Raw genomic sequence first — 21,039 nt, 5'->3', positions numbered from 1 at the left:
AGCAGTGTGTCTTCTGTAATATGATTTTTTTACAAGTGTATTACTTCTCCGTAAGCATCAGCAACGGCTTCCATAACTGCCTCGCTCATTGTTGGGTGAGGGTGGATAGATTTTAGGATTTCGTGACCTGTAGTTTCCAGTTTACGTGCTACAACAGCCTCAGCAATCATATCTGTAACGCCGGCACCAATCATGTGGCATCCTAACCATTCTCCATATTTAGCATCGAAGATTACTTTTACGAATCCATCCGGATTACCGGCAGCTTTTGCTTTTCCTGAAGCTGAGAATGGGAATTTACCAATTTTTAATTCGTATCCTTTTTCTTTTGCTTGTTTTTCTGTCAAACCAACAGAAGCAATTTCAGGAGTTGCGTAAGTACAACCCGGAACGTTTCCGTAATCGATTGGGTCTACGTGTAATCCTTTGATTTTCTCCACACAATTGATTCCTTCAGCTGAAGCTACGTGAGCCAAAGCCTGCCCCGGAGTAACGTCTCCAATGGCGTAGTAACCCGGAATGTTAGTGGCGTTGTAAGCGTTTACTAAGATTTTATCTCTGTCAACAGCGATACCTACTTCTTCCAATCCGATATTTTCAATGTTTGTTTTGATTCCAACTGCAGAAAGTACGATGTCAGCTTCAAGAATTTCTTCTCCTTTAGCCGTTTTTACAGTAGCTTTAACGCCTGCTCCAGAAGTATCTAATTTTTCTACAGAAGAATTAGTCATTACTTTGATACCTGCCTTTTTCAAAGATTTTTCAAATTGTTTTGAGATATCTTCGTCTTCTACCGGTACTACGTTTGGCATAAATTCTACAATAGTAACATCTGTTCCCATTGAGTTGTAGAAATGTGCAAACTCAACTCCAATTGCTCCTGAACCTACAATAATCATAGATTTTGGCTGTGTTGGTAATGTCATTGCCTGACGGTAACCAATTACTTTTACACCATCCTGAGGTAAGTTTGGTAATTCACGAGAACGTGCTCCTGTAGCAATGATAATATGATCTGCACTATATTCGGTAACTTTATTGTCTTTGTCTGTAACGTCAAGTTTTTTTCCTGGTTTTAATTTTCCGAAACCTTCAATAACGTCAATTTTGTTTTTTTTCATCAGGAAAGTAACTCCTTTGCTCATTCCTTCTGCAACTCCACGGCTGCGTTGTACAACGGCAGAGAAATCTTTATCAAACTCAGAAACTGTCAATCCGTAATCAGAAGCGTGTTTTAGATAATCAAAAACCTGAGCAGATTTTAGTAATGCTTTTGTTGGGATACATCCCCAGTTTAAACATACACCACCTAAGTTTTCTTTTTCAACTATAGCTACTTTAAAGCCTAATTGTGATGCTCTAATAGCAGTTACATATCCGCCAGGACCACTTCCTAAAACAATAACGTCGTATTTCATTTTTTTGGTTTTTAGTATTTAATATCAATAATGAGGTTTATAATTCCGAAACTCATTTTGATTTTTCACGATTATTTGTGATTGCGAATTTAAGGATTTATTTTAAAAAATGATTTAAATTTTATTTTTACCACAGGAGATTTTGACCTTTTCACAGAGATTCAACAAAAAGTTATATAAAAATGGCAAAATGAAGTTTGTTTTGTGGTTTTTTTTAGCAAAAATGCAGGAAGATTAAAATTAGAAAATGTGACAATTGAAAATATCAGGCTGTGTGGAGTCGAAGTCCTGTCATAACAAAAACTCTTCGACTTCGCTCAGAGTGACAAGTGTAGTCTTCGCTTTGCAGTTTAATTAAATTTTCACATGTCCCCAATTTTCACCGCTGGCAATACGTCTGATTTGCATTTCGCTTACGCCAAATTGTTTTGCAATCATTTTTAAGCGTGTTTTTTGTTCAGGTCGGGCGAGCATTTTTTTGATTAGCATTACTTTCGTTGTGGTCAGCTTTCTGCCATCGGCCTTTATATTATGTTCAATCAGATTTTTTTTTGCCTGAATTACATGGGGGCTTTTTCGGCTGTGTGCAATCATTTCGGCTCTGGTAGCCCAACGCAAATTGTTTGCATCATCATTGTTTCTGACATAATCCAAATGAAGGACATAAGTTTGCTCTTCTGATTGTTTTGGAATAAAATATTTGGCAACTAATTTGTATATAAAAAAATATTTGTTAAATATTTTTCCGTCCTTTTTAATTTTAAATCGGAAAGTAGGGTAACCATCACTTAAACTTCCTTTTAAAACACGGCCATTTTCTATCTGATCAGAAAAACTCACTAATCTGCCTTTGTTGGAAATAGCATATCGAAGCTGCATGGAGTAATCTATTTCAATTTCTTTAAATTGCTCATTTGGATAAACTCTAATTTGTGGCATTTTATTTCAATTTAGATAATCAAAGATAGCGATTTTAATAGAAAATAATATTATATTCAATATTTAAGTCAGTTTTTTATGATTCTGATAACAGTGTTTTAACTTTTACGGGTAGTTTTCAGAGTTTTACAATTGAGTTGAAAATTAAATTGTAAAGTGAAAGGCTTAATAGTATTTACTGATCAAGCCAATTTTTAAAGTTATTTATTTCTTTTTTACTAATGATTATCGGGTCAGTTTCTATTGGGGGAACCGTAAGTTTTATTTCTATTTTTTGATTAGAATGTTTGATGACTTCTTTTATGATACTTCGGCTGACAATATATTTTCTATTGACTTTAAAGAAAATAACAGGATCCAGATTGTGAATAATATCCGTAAGCGTATTGCTGTACAAATAGCTGTTTCCTGAATTTGCGTATATAAAAAGATGTTTCCCTGAAGCTGCAAAATAGGTAATGTCGTTTTCGTTTATAGAAATAAGTTTATAACCATGATTAACCAAAAAATGACGCTGTACTTTACTGGTTTCAGGATTTTCGATCGCAACAAGTGATTGTATCGCAGAATCGCTGTTGAAAGTGTTTTTTATTTTTTTGAATTTTTCCAGAGCTTCAAATAACTCCTGTTCTTCAAAAGGTTTTAAAAGATAATCGATGGTAAAGTGCTTGAAAACAGTTATGGCATAAGAGTCATAAGCCGTAACAAAAATAACAGGGCAGGAGATGGTGGTTTTTTCGAAAATTTCAAGACTTTTTCCGTCACCAAGATGAATGTCCATAAAAGCCAGATCAACACTGTTTTCGGTAAAGTAAAAGGTTGCTTCTTTGACCGATTTTAAAACTGTGATCTCTGTTATCGGTAAAATATTTTGCTGTTCTAAAATAGATTTCAGGTAACTCGAAGCAAGATATTCATCTTCAACAATGGCAATTTTCATCTTCTTTTTGAATCTAAAGTTAAAGCTTCGGAATAATGAAGCTGGTATTTAAGGATGCAAATATATTAGTTACCTTAATAATATATGATGTATAAAAGTTTTTTGTTGAAATTTTATAGAGATTGATTTTGAAATTTTTTAATTCTTTGAATAGTAAACAAAAAAAGTCCAGCTTTAAAACTGGACTTTTGATAAAAAAAACAATAGGTATTATAGATTGGGATTGTTTAATCTCGCGTTTGCCGGGTAAATAATGGTATAACGCGGATCATTTTGAATCAATGTAAAATTATCACCATTGAAAGTGTGAACGATTTGTTTTTGAGATGTTCTTCTCAAATCAAACCAGCGCTGTCCTTCTACAGCAAATTCACGGTGTCTTTCTTCGTAAATAAAATTTGTTAAATCAGCAGTATTCATTGCATTGATATCACTTTCAAGCTGTGTATATGCAGCTGCTGTATATCTGTTTTTGATGAAACTTAAAACTGTCGTTTTAGCATCAGAAATATTGTTCAGTTTTAATGAAGTCTCCGCTTTTGTCAAATACAATTCAGAAGTTCTGAAAGAACATCTTTGGTCATCATTACCACCTTTTTGAATTCTCACACGACTTCCGCTTCCTGTAAAATAAAGTGAATAACGTAAATCTGTAGTTTTGTTATAGGCTGCAAGTAAATCTGCGGATGCGAATGAAGTTCCTTTCAGACCAGTTTCATAAGTATCTTCAAGAGCTAAAATAGATTCTTTTGAATCGTATTTATTTGCTAAAACAGGAGTTGCTTTTAAATCAACTAAATTGCTGTTAATGGCTAAAGCTTTGTTGGCAGCATCAAGTGATTTTTGCCATTGTTGCTGATATAAATAGATACGGCTTTCTAAACTATATAATGCAACTTTAGAAAAGCGGTAGTTTATACCTTTTGTTTGAATGTCTTTATTGATTAATTGATGTGCTTTCTCTGTATCAGAAATAGCTTGATTGTAAATTACTTCAACACTTTGAGGAATATAAACCTGCTCTAAATCTACTTGTAATGCTAAAGGAACTCCTTTGTCTGAAGCAGCTGTTGCAGCATTGTAAGGCTTTCCGAAAAGGTTAATTAAATCAAAGTAAGCCATTGCTCTTAAAGCATAAGCTTCTCCAATTAACTGATCTTTTTCTGTTGAAGCAGACAATTTTCCAGAGGCATCATTAATTATAACGTTTGTATAAAAAATTACATTGTATAATGCCTGATACTGAAAAGAAGTGGTAAAACTATCTGGATTAACATCTTTCCAAAAGTAAATATCTTTAAAAAGATTTAACTCATTGCTGTCTTCGTTTAAAATCAATTCATCAGTACGAACAGCAGTCAAAGATTTGTGTTTTGGATAAACAGAATATCCTTTAGTTAATACTGCACGATACTGGTCAAGTGTTTCCGGAATAACGCGGCCAATAGGTTGAATGTCCAGATAATCATCGCAGCTTGTTACTGCAATTGCAGAAACAAAAAGTAATATGTATTTTGAGATTTTTTTCATCTTTTATTTTTATTAGAAAGTTACATTACACCCTAAAGTGAATGATTTAGGAACTGGTTGTGCATAGATGTTTCCAAAAGTTTCGGGGTCGAAGTAACCTTTGTAATCAGAACTGATTACGAATAAATTTCTTGCCTCAACATTAAATCTAATACTTTGAATATTGATATGATCTGTAAACGCTTTAGGGAATGTATAACCTAAACGCATACTGCTTAATCTCATATAACTCATTTCACTAGCCCATGTGTCCAAATAGTTCATTGTAGTTATTGGATTTCTTCCAGAAAAATATTGATATGCCATCCAGGAATCCCCTGTACCGGATGTCTGACTTGTAATTCCAGGTAAATTAGAAGATGTGTTTGTTGGTGAAGAGGCATCTAAGATATCTCTGCTGTAATTTTGTCCTCTGTCAACTTGTGTTCCGTTATATGGAGGAGTTCTTGTAACTGTTTGTTTGATATTAAAAGAAGCAGCGATTGTAAGGTCAAAATTACTTACTTTAAACGTATTTGTTAAACCTCCTGTAAACTTAGGATCTCTATCTCCCAAATAAACAAATAAGTCTCTAAATTCAGCTGCTGATAATTTTGTATCAGAGAATTCTCCAGGGAAGAAATCTGCCCATACATCATACAAGCCAAAGAAAGTCTGTGCATTTACTGTTTCTCCTTTTTTATTTACAAACAATGGGTAGCCATTTTCATCGATACCGTTAGTTTTAAAACCAAATACTGCATTTACAGCATGACCTTCCTGGTTAGGTAAGTAGCTGTTATCTCTTACTTGTAAACGGTCTACATTACTCTTGTTGTGAGAGAAGTTGATACTTGTATTCCATTTAAAGTTAGGGCGGTCGATATTTTTTGTAGATACAGTAATTTCATAACCTTTGTTACTTACCTGCGCCCAGTTCATGTTTGTAAACTCAAAACCGTTTTCTAAAGGAAGTGCTCTTAAACCAATTAAGTCTGTACTTTTTCTTCCGTAGAAATCAGTTACAATGCTAATGCGGTTATTAAATAATCCAATGTCAGCACCAAGATTGGTATTAGTAGTTTTTTCCCAACGTAATTTATCATTTGGAGGACTTTCAACTGTAATTACTGGTTCTGCTTGACCAGGAAGAATAATAGCTGTATTGTTACTACCTACTACATACGGAGAGGTGTTTTTGTCAATGTTTCCTTGTAAACCATACGATGCGCGAAGTCTTAAATTAGAAAGTGTTAGGTTATCTTTTAAGAAGTCTTCTTCAGAAACTGCCCATGAGGCAGAAGTTGACCAAAGTGGCAAATATTTATATTTTGGATCTACACCAAATAAATCTGAACCATCATATCTTACACTTCCAAATACACTATATTTTCTGTTGTAGGTATAAGATGCTGTTGCAAAGAATGAGGCAAAAGCATTTTCATTTTTGATTTTAGCGTATGCTTTCCAATCAGATTCTTTTGCAAAACCAGCGTTAGGAAAAACAATTTGCTGGGTAGTTAAATTATTCTCATCAAAACCAAATCCTTTAGTTGCAATAGATGTCGAGTAATTTCTTCTTAGTTCATTACCAATCATGGCTTCAATTTCGTGTTTTTCTCCTAGTTTTTTAGAGTAATTCACCATTGTTTTCAGGTTGTATTGAAAAAAGTCTGTATTTGTGTTTTGGATAACACCACCAACCGGAAGAAAGTACAATTGATTCCCACCACTAAAGTAGCTAGATTTTTCTTTTAGGTTTCTTGTGTAATAGGTGTCTTTACCAGCGAATTTTTCGCTAGATGTATTATCTAACTGTAAACCTAACTGGCTCGTTACTTTTAAATCTTTAGTAACTTTGTATTCAGCATCTAATAAAGCTTTTACAGCTCTTGTTTTTAATTCATAAGAAGTATTTTCTCTTTCTTCCAGGAAATTAAAAGGAACTTTGCGATCAGAATACCCTACAATATCCTGGTCGTATTTATAACTTCCATCAGCATTGTATGGAGTTAAGTATGGATTTACATTTCTTGAATATGTAGAAGGGCTTGTAAATGCATAAGAATCTGTTAAGTAAGATGTAGTTTTGTTTTCAGAACCAAAAATACCAACACCAACTTTAAATTTGTCTGTTATGTCGAAGTTGTTTTTTAATGTTAAGTTGTAACGTTTGAAACCAGTTCCAATCGTAGTTCCTTTTTCGTCATAATATCCTAAAGAGAAGTAGTAATCAGATTTTTCTCCTCCTCCGGATAAACTTAAACCGTGCTGTGTGTTTATTGCAGTTTGGTACAATAAATTACCCCAGTTTGTATTATTATTTCTTAAATCATTTATAGACTGTTGTGTTGCAGGACTTAAAGAAGAGAACCCACCGGCTCTGAATGCTGCTAATTCATTCGATCCGTTAAGGATACGAGCAATATCACCACCGGTGTCTCTGTATGTTAAATCTGCACGGCTGGCCATGTTAAGTTCTAAATCCACTTTTTCACTTGAATTCATCAGGTTTAATTTAGAAAACTCTGGTCTTTGCGTGATAAAAGTATTCGTGTTAAAGCTTACAACCATTTTACCGGCTTTACCTTTTTTTGTAGTCACCACAATTACACCATTTGCAGCACGTGCACCATAAATAGCTGTTGCAGCTGCATCTTTTAGTATTGTAATATCTTTAATATCATCCGGGTTTAAACCTGAAATAGAGTAGTTGTTTAAGACGTCGATATTATCTTTATCGAAGTTTTTAGGAACTTCGTTTCCTTCTAATGGCAACCCATCAAGTACCCATAAAGGATCTTGTGTACCATTAAGTGAAGCTGTACCCCTGATTCTGATTTTTGCCGGTGCTCCCGGTGCTCCGGATGGAGTACTAACGGCAACCCCTGCAATTTGTCCTACCAATAATTGGTCAATACTGGAAACCCCTGTCTGCTGGATCGCAGCCATATCTATTTTAGTAACAGCAGAAGTAAGTTTTCTTTTCTCAATTTTTTGATAACCAGTAACAACAACCTCCTGAAGTTTTGCAGTTTCAGATTTTAAGTTAACTGTATAATTTTTTTGAGCATCCAATTCAAGGGTATACGATTTGTATCCCATAAAAGTGACTCTCAAAGAAGTGATGTTTTTTCCGATTTTCAATGTAAATTTTCCGTCAAAATCAGTTGTTGTCCCGATTCCTTCACTTTGGATAATTCCGGCATATGAAGTTCTATTCGAAATAGAATTGTTCTCAACAAAAATTGATGCGCCGGGAATTGGCGACAGATCAGTTTCGTCTTGGATGATTCCCGTAATAGTTCGGGTTTCCTGCGAGTATCCTGCGATGGCCAGGAGGAGCAGTAAGGCATGTAAAATTTTTCTCATGTTTTTGGATTGGATTATGTATTAAAAGGTTGTGTTATTTAATGCTTTCTCGATTCTTTGTATTAAATCGATATAATGATTTTGGGTCGATTGATTTCCGGTATTCTTTTTGGTTTTTAATAATTGAAGCACTTTAACAAGTTCTCCTTTTTTATCAGATGTAACTTCTGTAACTCTTTTCAAAGATGACTGATTGATGTTTCTTACCATTTGTTCATCATGTAAATAAGTACATAGGTACGGCATGCTTAACGTTTGCTGTAAATCAATTGTTTTTTTAGGATCTGTTTTTTCAAATAATTTATTTGTTGAAACAATTAAAACATCTACATAATTCTTTTGCGTCATACGCTCCAGAATAGATAATGATTTATTTAAAATTGTTGGTGCAAAAATCTGCTGATGAATTTTTGTGAATAATTCATTTACGGTAAATACTTTTTCTTTGGTTTCATTTCGCTGATACAATTCATTTTCTGTCATTCTTAATAAACGTTCATCACTAAATAAATCATACAAAATACTGTATTGCAATTCTCTTGACAAAGTATATGGCGTGTATTCATATGGTCCTAACGGAGAATCTTTCAGCGGATTTGTTTTATCCAAAATGGAATTAAAAAATAACCATTGCGGAATCGTAAGCATGTTTTTAATCAGATAATCTGCTGCTCTTTTTTGCATTAAAGCAGGTACCGGAACATAACTTTGTTTGTTGTCACCGTGAACAGTTACGTTAAGATAAACTCCGCCAATATTATTTAATACATGACGATTGTACAATTGCCACTGACCAATGGTTCCGATGTATAATTTGGCAGTTTCATAATAAGACTGATCTTTATCGTAAGTCCAGTCTAAAATATTATCAACAACACGTTTCAGGTTTTTCAAACCATATTCACTTGCTTTAACAGCATCATTTCCTAAATCTTCAGATTGAGAACGCGGGTCAATTAAATTGCTTCCGTCCTGCTGTTCCCCATAAAAATAAATCGGGTCATTTTGATGTGAAGAAATTAAGGTATTCAGTTTTAATTTCTCGTTATCATTATCAGAATACCATCTGTATCCCCATTCGATAGCGTATTTATCATATTCACCAATTTTTGGAGTGATTGCCGTAACATTATCTTCAGGCTGTGCGACATAATTGTAACGTGCATAATCCATGATAGAAGGAGCAGTTCCGCCCATTTTTGCTGTAAAATCTTTAGAACGCAAAGATTCAACATCATAAGCAAAAGAAGCACCCATATTATGTTTTAATCCAAAAGTATGACCAACTTCATGAGATGATACAAATCGGATTGCTTCTCCCATATGATCATCGCTGAAAGTATTTCCTCTTGCTTTTACATCAATTGGGCCAGTCTGAATACGCATCCAGCTTTGTAAAGAAGTCATTACATTATGCCACCAGATAATATCGGCTTCAATAATTTCACCGCTTCTTGGATCAACAACAGAGGGTCCCATCGCATTTGCTTTTTGCGAAGCAGCATAAGTAATGACAGAATAACGTATATCGTCAATATCAAAATCCAAATCAGCTTCTGTAGGCTCTTTGGCAATAATGGCATTTTTAAATCCGGCTTTTTCAAAAGCAATCTGCCAGTCATAAACACCATCGATAATATATTTCCTCCATTGTTTTGGAGTTGATGGATCGATATAATAAACGATAGGTTTTTTGGGTTCAACCAATTCCCCTTTTAAATACCTTTCTTCATCTTCTTTTTTAGGTTCTAATCGCCAGCGTGTAATCAATTCTTTTTCTACCATCGCCTGTTGGGCATCGGTAAAATACCAGTGTTTTTCAGTAAAATAACCAATACGATTATCCGAAAAACGTGGTTTCATAGGAACTTTATCTAACAAGACAATATTACTGGTTACGCCAAGAGTTACAGATAATGCAGGACCACCTTCACTGACAGAAGTTGTTAACTGCGATTTTACAACAACATTTTTCGGAAATGATTTTAAACTTTCTATGTAAGATAAGTCTGATTTTACAGAGCCTCCAAAACTAATGTTGCTCAAAACATCATTAAAGCTTTTTTGCTTTCCGTCAAAAATCTTGTTTACCTTAATAACAATCGAAGTCGAATCATTGTTTTTGGTTTCAATATCAAAAACTTCAATAATGGATTCAGAGAAATTATCTTTTACCGAAGCAGTTATGGCGTCATTTTTTGGGGAAGAAACTTTTGGGACATATGATTTAACCCAGACTTTCCTTGCAATTGTATCTTTATAAAAACTGATTACTTTGTTTTCGTAATTCATTCCTTTATTTAATCCGGCATCATTAACCTGAAAAGGAACCTGGGATAATTTGTTTACTACTAAAAATTCTCTTTCGAATAAACTGTCCTGAATTTCAAAATAAACATCAGTTTTAACCTGGATGATATTAAACAGCCCTTTTTTTACCGTTCCTTTTTTTACAAGGTCATTATATTTTTTTTCTTTTTTTGATGAAGTAGTATCTTTTGCTATTTCGGCAGCATTTTCTTTTTTCTTATTCTTTTGTGAAAACACAGAAATCGGGCTTAATGAAAATAAAACTAATACAAAGATTACCTTTAGATTACACAGAATTGCCTTTTCCCTCATTTTGATATTAATTTTAGGTTGATTTAGGCGCGAAAATATTTGTTTTTCTGTCAGGAAAAAAAGGAAAGGGAGTGAGTGGCTTTTTTTTAGGAGTGAATGTCAATTAAAGGTAAAATACATACGAAATTGCCCTCTTTTTCTGAGGCTTTAAAACCTTTTTTGGAATAATAGCTGTAAATGCTTTTAAGATATTTTATTCCAAATTTAGTACTCGGCTCCGTATTTTGCTTTTTCTGCAGGTTGTTGGTGACAATAACCTGATCAGTTTTGACCACAATTTTTGTTCGTAACGGAATTTCCTGTGTTGCCATATTATGTTTTATTGCATTTTCGATTACAATCTGAAATGCCAAATAAGGAATACTTTTAGTCAAAGCCGATTCATCTTCAATTTCAATAGAAAAAAACAACTCTTCCTTAAAACGGGTTTGCTGTAGAAAAATATATTTTTCAATAAATAATAATTCATCCTTAAGAAGAACAATGTTTTTTTCAGGCGGATCAATCAAATAACGGTAAATGCGGGATAAATTCAACGTGAATTTCTGTGCTGTTTTTACATCGCTGCCAATTAACATATAAAGTGAATTGAGCGAATTAAATAAAAAGTGCGGATTTATCTGTTCCTTTAATTGCTGCAACTGAATCAGCGCCTTTTCTTTTATGATTTTTTCGTTTTCAACCAGCAGCGCATTTTTTTCCTTGGTTACAATTTTCTTTTCTTTATAAGCTCTTCGGTTTGCATAAGTAAACAGATAGAAAATAAAAAGAAGCATTATAGTAGTGATCGAATAAATTAAGGTTGCATATTTTTTTATCAAAGTAACATTTTCTACAATAAAGACCTTCGGAAAACTAACGCAAATAAACCAATCAGAACCTTTAACAGACATTTTTTTTGTAAACCTGATTACATCCAGTTTAAGGTATTCTGATAAAGTTACCCTTTTTACATAATCATGCTTCTTGCGAAAAATAGTATCAGAAGCCTGAAGTGAAGATATATCGTAAACATTTTTTCCTATAAAGTCAGACTCAGGGTGAAAAATGCATCTTCCTTTTTTATCAAATACGAAAGCATAATTGGGTGCAGAGCCATCAATTGTAGAAAAATAATCATGTAACGATTTTAAATTAATGTCATAACCATAACGAACAATTGTTTTATTCGGAGCTGTCAACTTGAAATAAATCCTCCAAACCCATTCTTTTCCCTGTGGAATAATAGTATTGATATGCTGAGAAGAAGTGTTTTTAAATGTAAAATCACGAATATCATTCTTTAAATCAGCAGAAATTGTATCGTTCCCAAAATGAATTTCACCTTCATTGATCTGAAACCAATTATCGGCAACCAATGAACTTGTTGTCTGAACCGAACTCAAAACCTGCAAATTTGCCATCAGGTTTTTAGAATTACTAATCTTTAAAACATGTTTGATTTGATTTTCCTGTTCCAGAAATTTCAAAAATTCCTGAGACATGAATTCCTGTTTCTTGGTGAAATTTCGCTGCGCAGCATCTTCATTGGATTTTTCGGTAAGATCCGTAATTAAGTTACTAAGAAAATATACCGAAATTACTGTGAGCAAAACAGATATTGTTCCGTAAATTAAGAACGCGCGCCTGGAAGTGATATTACTAAATCTGAATTTCAAAAAAATAATTTGTTTACTGATGAAAATTAATTGGCTACCGAAAATTGTGAATCATACAGGTTTTTGTAATAACCTTCGGTTTTGTTGATCAATTCCTGATGTGTTCCCTGTTCTACAATTAAACCTTTATCCATAACTACAATTTTGTCGGCATTTACAATTGTTGCCAATCGGTGCGCAATAATAATGGAAGTTCTCCCTTTTGTAATTGTTTCTGTTGCGCGCTGAATCAATTCTTCAGAATAAGTATCGATTGAGGAAGTTGCTTCATCCAAAATCAAAATACTCGGATTGCTAACATATGAACGCAGGAAAGCGATCAATTGGCGCTGACCGGACGAAAGCATAACGCCGCGTTCTTTAACATCAAAATCATAATTGTCAGGTAAACTCATAATAAAATCGTGCACACCAATTTTTTTGGCTGCATCCAGAACTTGTTCTCGTGTTATTTCCGGATTATGCAAGGTAATATTGTTGTAAATAGTATCAGCAAACAAAAACACATCCTGCAAAACCACAGCAATTTGTTTTCGCAGAGAAGCCAAAGTATAATTCTCGATATTGTGACCATCAATAAAAATAGTTCCGCTGTTAATCTCATAAAAACGATTCAGTAAATTAATAATCGTAGATTTTCCGGCACCCGTTGATCCTACAATCGCAATAGTTTGTCCCGAAGCGACAGATAAATCAATTCCTTTTATAACTTCTTCTTCCGGAATATAACTAAAACGTACGGCTGCAAATTCGATGCTTCCATCAAAAATAGGAGCATCAAGAGTTCCGGTGTCCTGAATATGATCTTGTGTATCGATAATATCAAAAACACGATTGGCAGCAATCATTCCTAATTGCATCTCGTTAAATTTATCTGCGATCTGACGCAATGGGTTAAACAACATTCCGATAAACATCGTATAGGAGAATAAATCCCCAAAAGTTGTAAAATGATCTCCGTTCAAAATTTTAAATCCACCGTAAACTACAACCAATCCTAAAGTAATTGATGAAATAATATCGGCAATCGGGAAAAATATAGAGTTATAGAGAATCGTTTTTATCCAGGCAACTTTGTGTTTGTTGTTGATTTCTTTAAAATTTTCGGCTTCAATTCTCTCACGGTTAAAAAGCTGTACTATCTTCATTCCCGTCACACGTTCCTGAACAAAAGAATTCATGTTGGCAATCTGCGTACGAACTTCTTCAAAAGCAACCTGCATTTTACGCTGAAAAATTCTAGTAATATAAACCAAAAGCGGCATGGCAACCACAACAATCCAGGTCAGCTTCCAGTTCATGTAAAACATAAAAAGCAATACCACCAACATCTTCATCAGGTCACTTATAATCATAAATAACCCCTGACTGAAAATACGTGCAATCGATTCAATATCAGAAACAGATCGGGTTACCAATTGTCCAACCGGAACCAGATCAAAATACTTCATTCTGAAACTCAAAATATGTTTAAAAAGCTTCGTACGGATATCTTTTACAATATCCTGTCCCAGCCAGTTGGCCCAATAAACAAAATAAAACTGGGAGAAAACCTCCATCAAAAGAACTCCACCCATCAGGATAATGTACATCAATAACCCATGTTTGTCATGCGTTTTGATATAGCCATCAACAGTTTGTTTTAGTAAATAGGGGCGTAGTGCTGCAAAAATTGACAGCGAAACGGCAAAGATAATAACACCATAATAGCGCCATTTGTAAGGTTTTGTATATTTTAAAATTCGTTTGAATAATGCGGTATCAAATGCTTTTGCTTTCATTTATTTGTTTTATGCTTTAAGCTTTAGGCAATAAGCTTAAAGCGTAAGGCTTATTGCTTAGAGCTTTATATAATCGTAATTAATTTCAGTTAAATATAATCCGTGTGCAGGAACTGAAAACCCGGCTTTTTCTCTGCTTTTGCTTGCGATAATGTTTTCAAAATCGGATAATGAAATTTTGTGTAAACCAATATTAACCAGAGTACCGACAATTGCCCGAACCATATTTCTCAAAAAACGATTTGCCGAAATTGTAAATATCAGTTTGTTATTTTCATTCTTCCAATACGCCTCAAAAACCGTGCAATCAAATGTGTTCACATCAGTATTAACTTTCGAAAAACATTGAAAATCGGTATGATTCAGTAATATTTTTGCGGCTTCATTCATCAAATCTACATCTAATTTTTGACTAAAATACCAACTCAATTCCTCTAAAAATGGATTTTTAGCAGTATTGATATGATATTCGTACGTTCTTTTACTAGCATCAAATCGGCAGTGTGCATCATCATGAACCGGAATAATATCAAAAATAGCAATGTCTTTTGGTAAGTATGAATTGAGTTTATGAACCAAATTCGGAACATTTACAGAAGTTTCAAAATCAAAATGAGCATACATTTCCTTTGCATGAACACCTGTATCCGTTCGTCCTGCTCCCATAACATTTATTGGGAAATTTAACAAAACCGAAAGAGCTTTGTTTAAAGTTTCCTGAACAGAAGAGGCGTTGGGCTGAACTTGCCAGCCGTGATAATGAGTTCCGTTATATGCGAATCGAATAAAATATCTCAAGGGTATTTTTGGTAAGGTTCAAAGTAATATTAAGGAGCAAAGGTACAAAGGTTTTCTTTAAGGTTCAAAGCTGTAAAGTCACAAAGATTCAAAGATTTCCTAATAGGTTAAATCCTGATTTCAAAAAAACTATGGGGAATTCAAACTGAACTTTGAATCTTTGACCTCCGGACCTTTCGGATTTTTCAAAAAAACCTTTGTACCTTTGTATCAGAACCTTTGCAACTCAAAAGAAATTGAAAAAAATCCTCCTTCTTTCCGATACTCACAGCCATATTGACGATGTTATTTTGAAATATGTGGCGCAGGCCGATGAAGTTTGGCATGCCGGTGATATTGGAGATTTAAACGTAACTGATACCATAAAAAAGTTAAAACCTTTGCGCTGTGTTTATGGAAATATTGATGATGCAAAAGCGAGATTGGAGTTTCCGCTGCACAATCGGTTTTTATGCGAAAATGTTTCTGTTTGGATTACACATATTGGCGGTTATCCGGGAAAATACAATCCAAATATAAGAGAAGAAATGGCTTTAAACCCTCCAAAATTATTCATTTGCGGACATTCACATATTTTGAAAGTGATGTTTGATAAAAAGAATAATTTATTGCATATGAATCCGGGAGCAGCAGGCAAAAGTGGATTTCATCAAATGCGGACGATGCTACGTTTTGTAATTGATGATGATAAAATAAAAGACCTTGAAATTATAGAGATAGAAAAACGGGTTTAACTTAACTATTTAGAGGGACAATTATTTTTATTGAGGTACCATGATTTATTTTTGACTTTACATTAAAACTGCCATTCATATAATTTATCCTTGCTTTAATCTGGTTGAGTCCAAATCCTTCCACAAAATTAAATTTATTGATATCGAACCCTTTTCCATTATCATTAATTTCAACAATTAACTCATTATTGTTTTCTGTTAATGAAACTTCTGCCCTATCAGCTAAACTGTGCTTGATAATATTATTTAAAAGCTCTGAAATGATAAAGTAGATTCGGGTTTCGAATTTTTCTGTATATCTTTTTTTAATTGGAATTGTGTTCATGTATTCAAAATGTAATGTTGAATTTGAATATTTTTCACATAAATCATCCAAGGCATATAATAATCCAAAACGCACCAGTAAAGTAGGAAGAAGATCGTGAGAAAGGTCTCTTACTTTATCATGGGTTTCATCTAAAATAAATTTTGTTTTTATAATTTCATCGGGGAGGCTGCTGTATTGGGATAAAAAAACATTTAAATGCATTCCTGCTGATGATAAGGAAGCGCTGATGGTATCATGCAAAAACAAGGCGATTTTTTTTCTTTCATTTTCCTGGCCATCAATGCTGGCATTGATTATATTTTGATGAATTTTATTCTCAATATTTTTAATTTTATTTTTTTGTTTAAGTTTTGTGTTTTGATAGAAGAAGTAGAATAAGATTGTACTAATAGCAAATAAGGACATAATGATGCTTAGCATTTTTTGGTTGCGGAGTTTTTCAGAATGAAATAATTTTTCCTTGTTTTTATTTAGGATTCCTATTCTGTCAATTTCACGTTTGTATTCATCAATGTCAAGATTAATTCCTGCCACTTTCGCTTTTATTGCTTTATCTTCAAGAGTAATCTCTTCTTTTAATTGATTATATTTATTTAAGTTTTTGTAAGCTTCTTTATAATTACCGTTTTTGGATAAAAATTTTGAATATTCCTGATGCGCAAATGATAAATCTTCTTTTTCTTCATATTTTATGGCACTTTCAATTGCTTTTTTAAAGTTGTAATCCGCTTTTTGATAGTCTTTTTTATGTCCATTATACATTCCATTAAGCATATAGGTAATAGCAGAAGTAGATTCAAGACCATACTTTTTGTTGTGTTTATTGATGAATTTTAAATAGGGATAACCATCAGAGAAACCTCCAATATCAAAATATGCCCATGCAATATTAAGTTTAGTAAAAAAAATTTGCGATGAATCTTTTGTAGCTCTGCTGAAATATAATGACTTTATATAATACGAAATTCCTTTTTCGTATCGCTTTTTATCAAAACAATAGATATTACCGATATTGTTGTAAATCCAGTTTTGAAGTTCCAGATTGTTAGAATTTTCAGCATATATTAAACTCTTTTTGTAGTAATATAAAGCTTTTTCAGGTTCTAATAATTCATCAAAATTAGCTGCAATAATATTGTAGGCTTTTGAAATTTGATAATCATTCTGAGAGAGGATGGAATAATTTAAAAGTAGTCTTGCCTGTATCAAAGACTCCTCATATTTGCCATTTTTATAGTTTGCAGTAGATTCTTTATAAAGTTTTAACAGCTCTTTTTCATTAAGATTTTTTTTTTGGCCATTGACCGGAATGCAAAATAGCAGCATTAAAAATGTAAAAGTCATTAAGTGGCGAAAAACGGACATATAGAAAAATTAGCGGGTAAAATTACAGTTTAATATTTTTAAAATCAAATACATAAGTCTTTTTTATGTTATGTTGATTTTTTTTATAAAATTGTTTTAGTTTTAAATTATAAATTATTAGCTATGCTTTTTTTAAGGTGTAATAATAGGAATTTAACGGTTAATTTTGTTAAATATTGTAAAAAGGAATTTTATCTTTGAATAGGTTCTGCTGTAAATCGATGAAAATAGTGTGGTAAATTGTAAATAAGTAGTGAAAAAAGATCTTTTAAGATTTTATTAAATTGTTTTTTATAGCATATTTAACCAAACCAATAGTGTTTTTTGTTTGCAATTTTTTCATAATATTTTTACGGTGAGTTTCTACCGTATTGGTACTGATGAATAATTGCTCACTGATTTCTTTCCCGCTGTATTCAAGTGAAATTAAGGTAACAATTTCTAATTCACGGCAAGTTAATATGGAGTTTTCAGGAATAATAGTTTTATTTGATTTAGGATTATTTTCTGCAAATGTGTTAAAAATTTTCTCTCTAACCGAGTTGCAAAAATATTCTTCTCCCTGATTAACAACTTCAATAGCTTCAATTATGTTTTCTCCGGCACATTTTTTCGTCAGATATCCACTGGCGCCTAAATTCATTACTTCTCTGATGATTTTTAAATCATCATAGCTGGATAAAATAATAACTTTGCAAGGATATCCTTTTTGATTGAATTCTTTTAAGACTTCAATTCCGTCTTTTTCAGGCATACTAAGGTCTAGTACTAATATATGGGCATTATTAGCAGTTACTTCATCAAAAATATTCAGACCATTATTGGATGAGCCTACAATTTCGAATTCAGAAACAGTACTTAATAAATTTGTTAATCCATCAATGAGTACTAAATGGTCATCGGCGAGGTGTATTCGTATTTTATGTGTCATAAATAAATTAAAATAACTTTAAACAAATTTATAAAAATCTGCCTATTAAATGTTGATTTTTATATGTTTAGTGGTAAATATAGTGAAATTTTCACAAAAAAACCCGAATATAATATCCGGGTTTCCTTCGCGCAATAAATTAAGTTTATAGGTTTATCTCAAACGATCTACAGATTTTACAAGATCTTCGTCCTTTTTGATGGCCTTATTAGCTAAAACTAATAATACGATAGCAACAATAGGAAGAAACATCCCAATACCTTTCTCAGAAACAGTAACTGCTTCTCCAGATAAATTTAGTGACCGATATACAAATAATCCTAATAAAATTAAATTTAATATGATGTTCAGTCTGCCCATGACAAACTGATTTTGTCTTTTTTTGTATGAAATAATACTGATAACAGTTAGCATTGTACTTAAACCTAATAAAACGGTGTAAACCTGGTCCTGCATAAAATAAAATGCTTTACCTGTATTTAATGTCCAAAGTGGAATAAAAAATAATAAAACACCTGTAATTAAAAAGGTAAGGAGTAAATATATAGTTTGAATTCGCTGTATCATGATCTGAATTTGTTTTACAAAAATATATTTTCTTTTTTATAAATACTATTGTATGATAAAATTTTATTCGTATTATTGCATCATAATACCGTAAGCACTTCATACTGCGGTCAATTCAAAATAATAATCTACCTATTCTTTTTACAATATTTCCGTTAAAATAATTAAATTCATAGAACATTCATGTTTGATATTTCTGCATTAAAAGAAATGAAGCTTTCTGAGCTTCAAGAAATAGCTAAGTTAGCTAAAACTATAAAGTTTAATGGCGTTAAAAAAGAGACTTTAATTAGTCAGATTTTAGCACATCAAGAATCGACTGTAGCACCGCCAGTTAGTGCTGTAGCCGATGCGGAAATAGTTGATGACAAACCTAAAAGAGCGAGGATTGTTCCTGTAAAAAAAGCTGCCATTAGCAAAAATGCACCTGTTTTAGAATTTGATAAAGTAGAGGAAGCTCCTGAAAAATATGAAATTCCGGCCGCTTCAAAGGAAGTGCAGGAAGTTACAGAAATCTCTGAGAATAAGTTGTCAGAGAAGAAAGGACCAAAAATTGTAAAATTTAATAAGTCAGCTTACGAGAAAAAAGTCGCTATACAAAAAGAAAAAGAAGCTGAAAAAGAAATAACTTCTGAACAAGTTGGGGAAACTGAAATTGAAACTGTAACTCCTCCTGCGCCAATAGCTGAAAAAACTGAGCAAGCTGCTCCGGTAAAAAAGATAAATCCGAATCAAAATAAAAACCCGAATCCAAACCAAAACCCGAATCAGAATCCAAATCAAAACGGGAATGGAAATAACGGAAACCAAAATCCAAACCATAAAAATAAAAAAAATAATTTCAGGGATTCAGACTTTGAGTTTGACGGAATTATTGAAAGTGAAGGTGTTCTTGAAATGATGCCTGACGGATACGGATTCTTACGTTCATCAGATTATAATTATTTAGCTTCTCCGGATGATATTTATTTATCTACTTCACAAATCAGATTATTTGGTTTAAAAACAGGAGACACTGTAAAAGGAGTAGTTCGTCCTCCTAAAGAAGGCGAGAAATTTTTCCCTTTGGTTCGTGTATTGAAAATTAATGGTCACGATCCGCAAGTAGTTCGTGACAGAGTTTCTTTCGAACATTTAACACCGGTTTTTCCTTCTGAAAAATTCAAATTAGCCGAAAAAGGCAGTTCAGTTTCAACACGTATTATCGATTTATTTTCTCCGATAGGGAAAGGCCAGCGTGGTATGATTGTCGCTCAGCCTAAAACGGGTAAAACAATGTTGCTAAAAGACATTGCCAATGCTATAGCAGCCAACCATCCTGAAGTTTATTTAATTGTTCTTTTGATTGATGAACGTCCAGAAGAGGTTACAGATATGCAGCGTAGTGTAAGAGGAGAAGTTATTGCTTCGACATTTGACAGAGAGCCGCAAGAACACGTAAAAATTGCCAATATTGTACTTGAAAAAGCAAAACGTTTAGTAGAGTGCGGACACGATGTTGTTATCTTATTAGACTCCATTACACGTTTGGCAAGAGCTTACAATACGGTTCAGCCTGCTTCCGGTAAAGTTTTAAGTGGAGGTGTTGATGCGAATGCATTACAAAAACCAAAACGTTTCTTTGGAGCTGCAAGAAATGTAGAAAATGGAGGTTCATTAAGTATCATCGCAACGGCATTGACAGAAACAGGTTCTAAAATGGACGAAGTTATCTTTGAAGAGTTTAAAGGTACCGGTAATATGGAGTTACAATTGGATCGTAAAATTGCAAACAAACGTATTTTCCCTGCAATCGATCTTACGTCATCAAGTACACGTCGTGATGATTTATTACTGGATGAGAAAACGTTACAAAGAATGTGGATTATGCGTAAATATTTATCAGATATGAATCCGGTAGAATCAATGGATTTTGTAAATGATCGTTTCAAAAAAACCAGAAATAACGAAGAGTTTTTGATTTCTATGAATGACTAAAGGAAGGTTCTAAGTCGCTGAGACACTAAGTATAAGGATCTTATTTTTGAGATTGTTTACTATAAATATAAAAGGGATAGTTTTTTAACTCATCCCTTTT

The 21,039-nt window shown here is 33.1% G+C and carries 14 protein-coding genes; 2 read left to right on the top strand and 12 right to left on the bottom strand.

Annotation, left to right across the window (positions count from 1 at the left end):
• Positions 1 to 29: 29 nt before the first annotated feature.
• From lpdA to truA, 9 genes are all read right to left on the bottom strand, one after another.
• Positions 30 to 1,418, bottom strand: a complete 1,389-nt coding sequence (gene lpdA / locus PMI10_RS10620; RefSeq protein ID WP_007807561.1) for a dihydrolipoyl dehydrogenase — start codon at positions 1,416 to 1,418, stop codon at positions 30 to 32.
• A gap of 354 nt (positions 1,419 to 1,772) precedes the next feature.
• Positions 1,773 to 2,357: an NUMOD4 domain-containing protein gene (locus PMI10_RS10615; protein ID WP_007807559.1), complete on the bottom strand. Its 585-nt coding sequence runs from the start codon at positions 2,355 to 2,357 to the stop codon at positions 1,773 to 1,775.
• Between the two features lie 175 nt (positions 2,358 to 2,532).
• Positions 2,533 to 3,297, bottom strand: a complete 765-nt coding sequence (locus tag PMI10_RS10610) for a LytR/AlgR family response regulator transcription factor (protein ID WP_007807557.1) — start codon at positions 3,295 to 3,297, stop codon at positions 2,533 to 2,535.
• Positions 3,298 to 3,507: 210 nt separating this feature from the next.
• On the bottom strand, positions 3,508 to 4,827 hold the full coding sequence (locus PMI10_RS10605; RefSeq protein ID WP_007807554.1) for a RagB/SusD family nutrient uptake outer membrane protein: 1,320 nt from the start codon (positions 4,825 to 4,827) through the stop codon (positions 3,508 to 3,510).
• A 12-nt stretch (positions 4,828 to 4,839) separates the two neighbouring features.
• The gene (locus tag PMI10_RS10600; RefSeq protein ID WP_007807552.1) at positions 4,840 to 8,178 is read right to left on the bottom strand and encodes a SusC/RagA family TonB-linked outer membrane protein; all 3,339 of its coding nucleotides are present in this window, start codon (positions 8,176 to 8,178) and stop codon (positions 4,840 to 4,842) included.
• Between the two features lie 21 nt (positions 8,179 to 8,199).
• Entirely contained in the window at positions 8,200 to 10,800 is a 2,601-nt protein-coding gene (locus tag PMI10_RS10595; protein WP_007807549.1) for a zinc-dependent metalloprotease, read from the bottom strand.
• 86 nt (positions 10,801 to 10,886) lie between these two features.
• Positions 10,887 to 12,458, bottom strand: coding sequence for a histidine kinase (locus tag PMI10_RS10590; protein WP_007807547.1), 1,572 nt, complete (start codon positions 12,456 to 12,458; stop codon positions 10,887 to 10,889).
• A gap of 26 nt (positions 12,459 to 12,484) precedes the next feature.
• Positions 12,485 to 14,239, bottom strand: coding sequence for an ABC transporter ATP-binding protein (locus PMI10_RS10585; RefSeq protein WP_007807545.1), 1,755 nt, complete (start codon positions 14,237 to 14,239; stop codon positions 12,485 to 12,487).
• Between the two features lie 57 nt (positions 14,240 to 14,296).
• The gene (truA, locus tag PMI10_RS10580; RefSeq protein ID WP_007807542.1) at positions 14,297 to 15,037 is read right to left on the bottom strand and encodes a tRNA pseudouridine(38-40) synthase TruA; all 741 of its coding nucleotides are present in this window, start codon (positions 15,035 to 15,037) and stop codon (positions 14,297 to 14,299) included.
• A gap of 236 nt (positions 15,038 to 15,273) precedes the next feature.
• Between truA and PMI10_RS10575 the strand changes: the two genes are divergently transcribed.
• Positions 15,274 to 15,771 (top strand): metallophosphoesterase family protein, encoded by a 498-nt coding sequence (locus tag PMI10_RS10575; protein WP_035631708.1) that lies wholly within the window; start codon positions 15,274 to 15,276, stop codon positions 15,769 to 15,771.
• Between the two features lies 1 nt (position 15,772).
• On the opposite strand, the gene PMI10_RS10570 is transcribed toward PMI10_RS10575, so the two are convergent.
• From PMI10_RS10570 to PMI10_RS10560, 3 genes are all read right to left on the bottom strand, one after another.
• Complete coding sequence (locus PMI10_RS10570) at positions 15,773 to 17,425, bottom strand: tetratricopeptide repeat-containing sensor histidine kinase (protein ID WP_162129563.1); 1,653 nt, start codon at positions 17,423 to 17,425, stop codon at positions 15,773 to 15,775.
• 307 nt (positions 17,426 to 17,732) lie between these two features.
• A complete protein-coding gene (locus tag PMI10_RS10565; RefSeq protein WP_007807534.1) occupies positions 17,733 to 18,395 on the bottom strand; it encodes a response regulator in 663 nt (220 codons plus the stop codon).
• A 153-nt stretch (positions 18,396 to 18,548) separates the two neighbouring features.
• A complete protein-coding gene (locus tag PMI10_RS10560) occupies positions 18,549 to 18,962 on the bottom strand; it encodes a DUF4293 domain-containing protein (protein WP_007807533.1) in 414 nt (137 codons plus the stop codon).
• Between the two features lie 183 nt (positions 18,963 to 19,145).
• Between PMI10_RS10560 and rho the strand changes: the two genes are divergently transcribed.
• Complete coding sequence (gene rho / locus PMI10_RS10555) at positions 19,146 to 20,939, top strand: transcription termination factor Rho (protein ID WP_007807531.1); 1,794 nt, start codon at positions 19,146 to 19,148, stop codon at positions 20,937 to 20,939.
• Positions 20,940 to 21,039: the final 100 nt, after the last annotated feature.

The organism is Flavobacterium sp. CF136, from assembly GCF_000282055.1.
Taxonomy (GTDB): Bacteria; Bacteroidota; Bacteroidia; order Flavobacteriales; family Flavobacteriaceae; genus Flavobacterium.
Note: the sequence above shows the minus strand (reverse complement) of the source record. Positions and strands in the feature narration are given on the sequence as shown.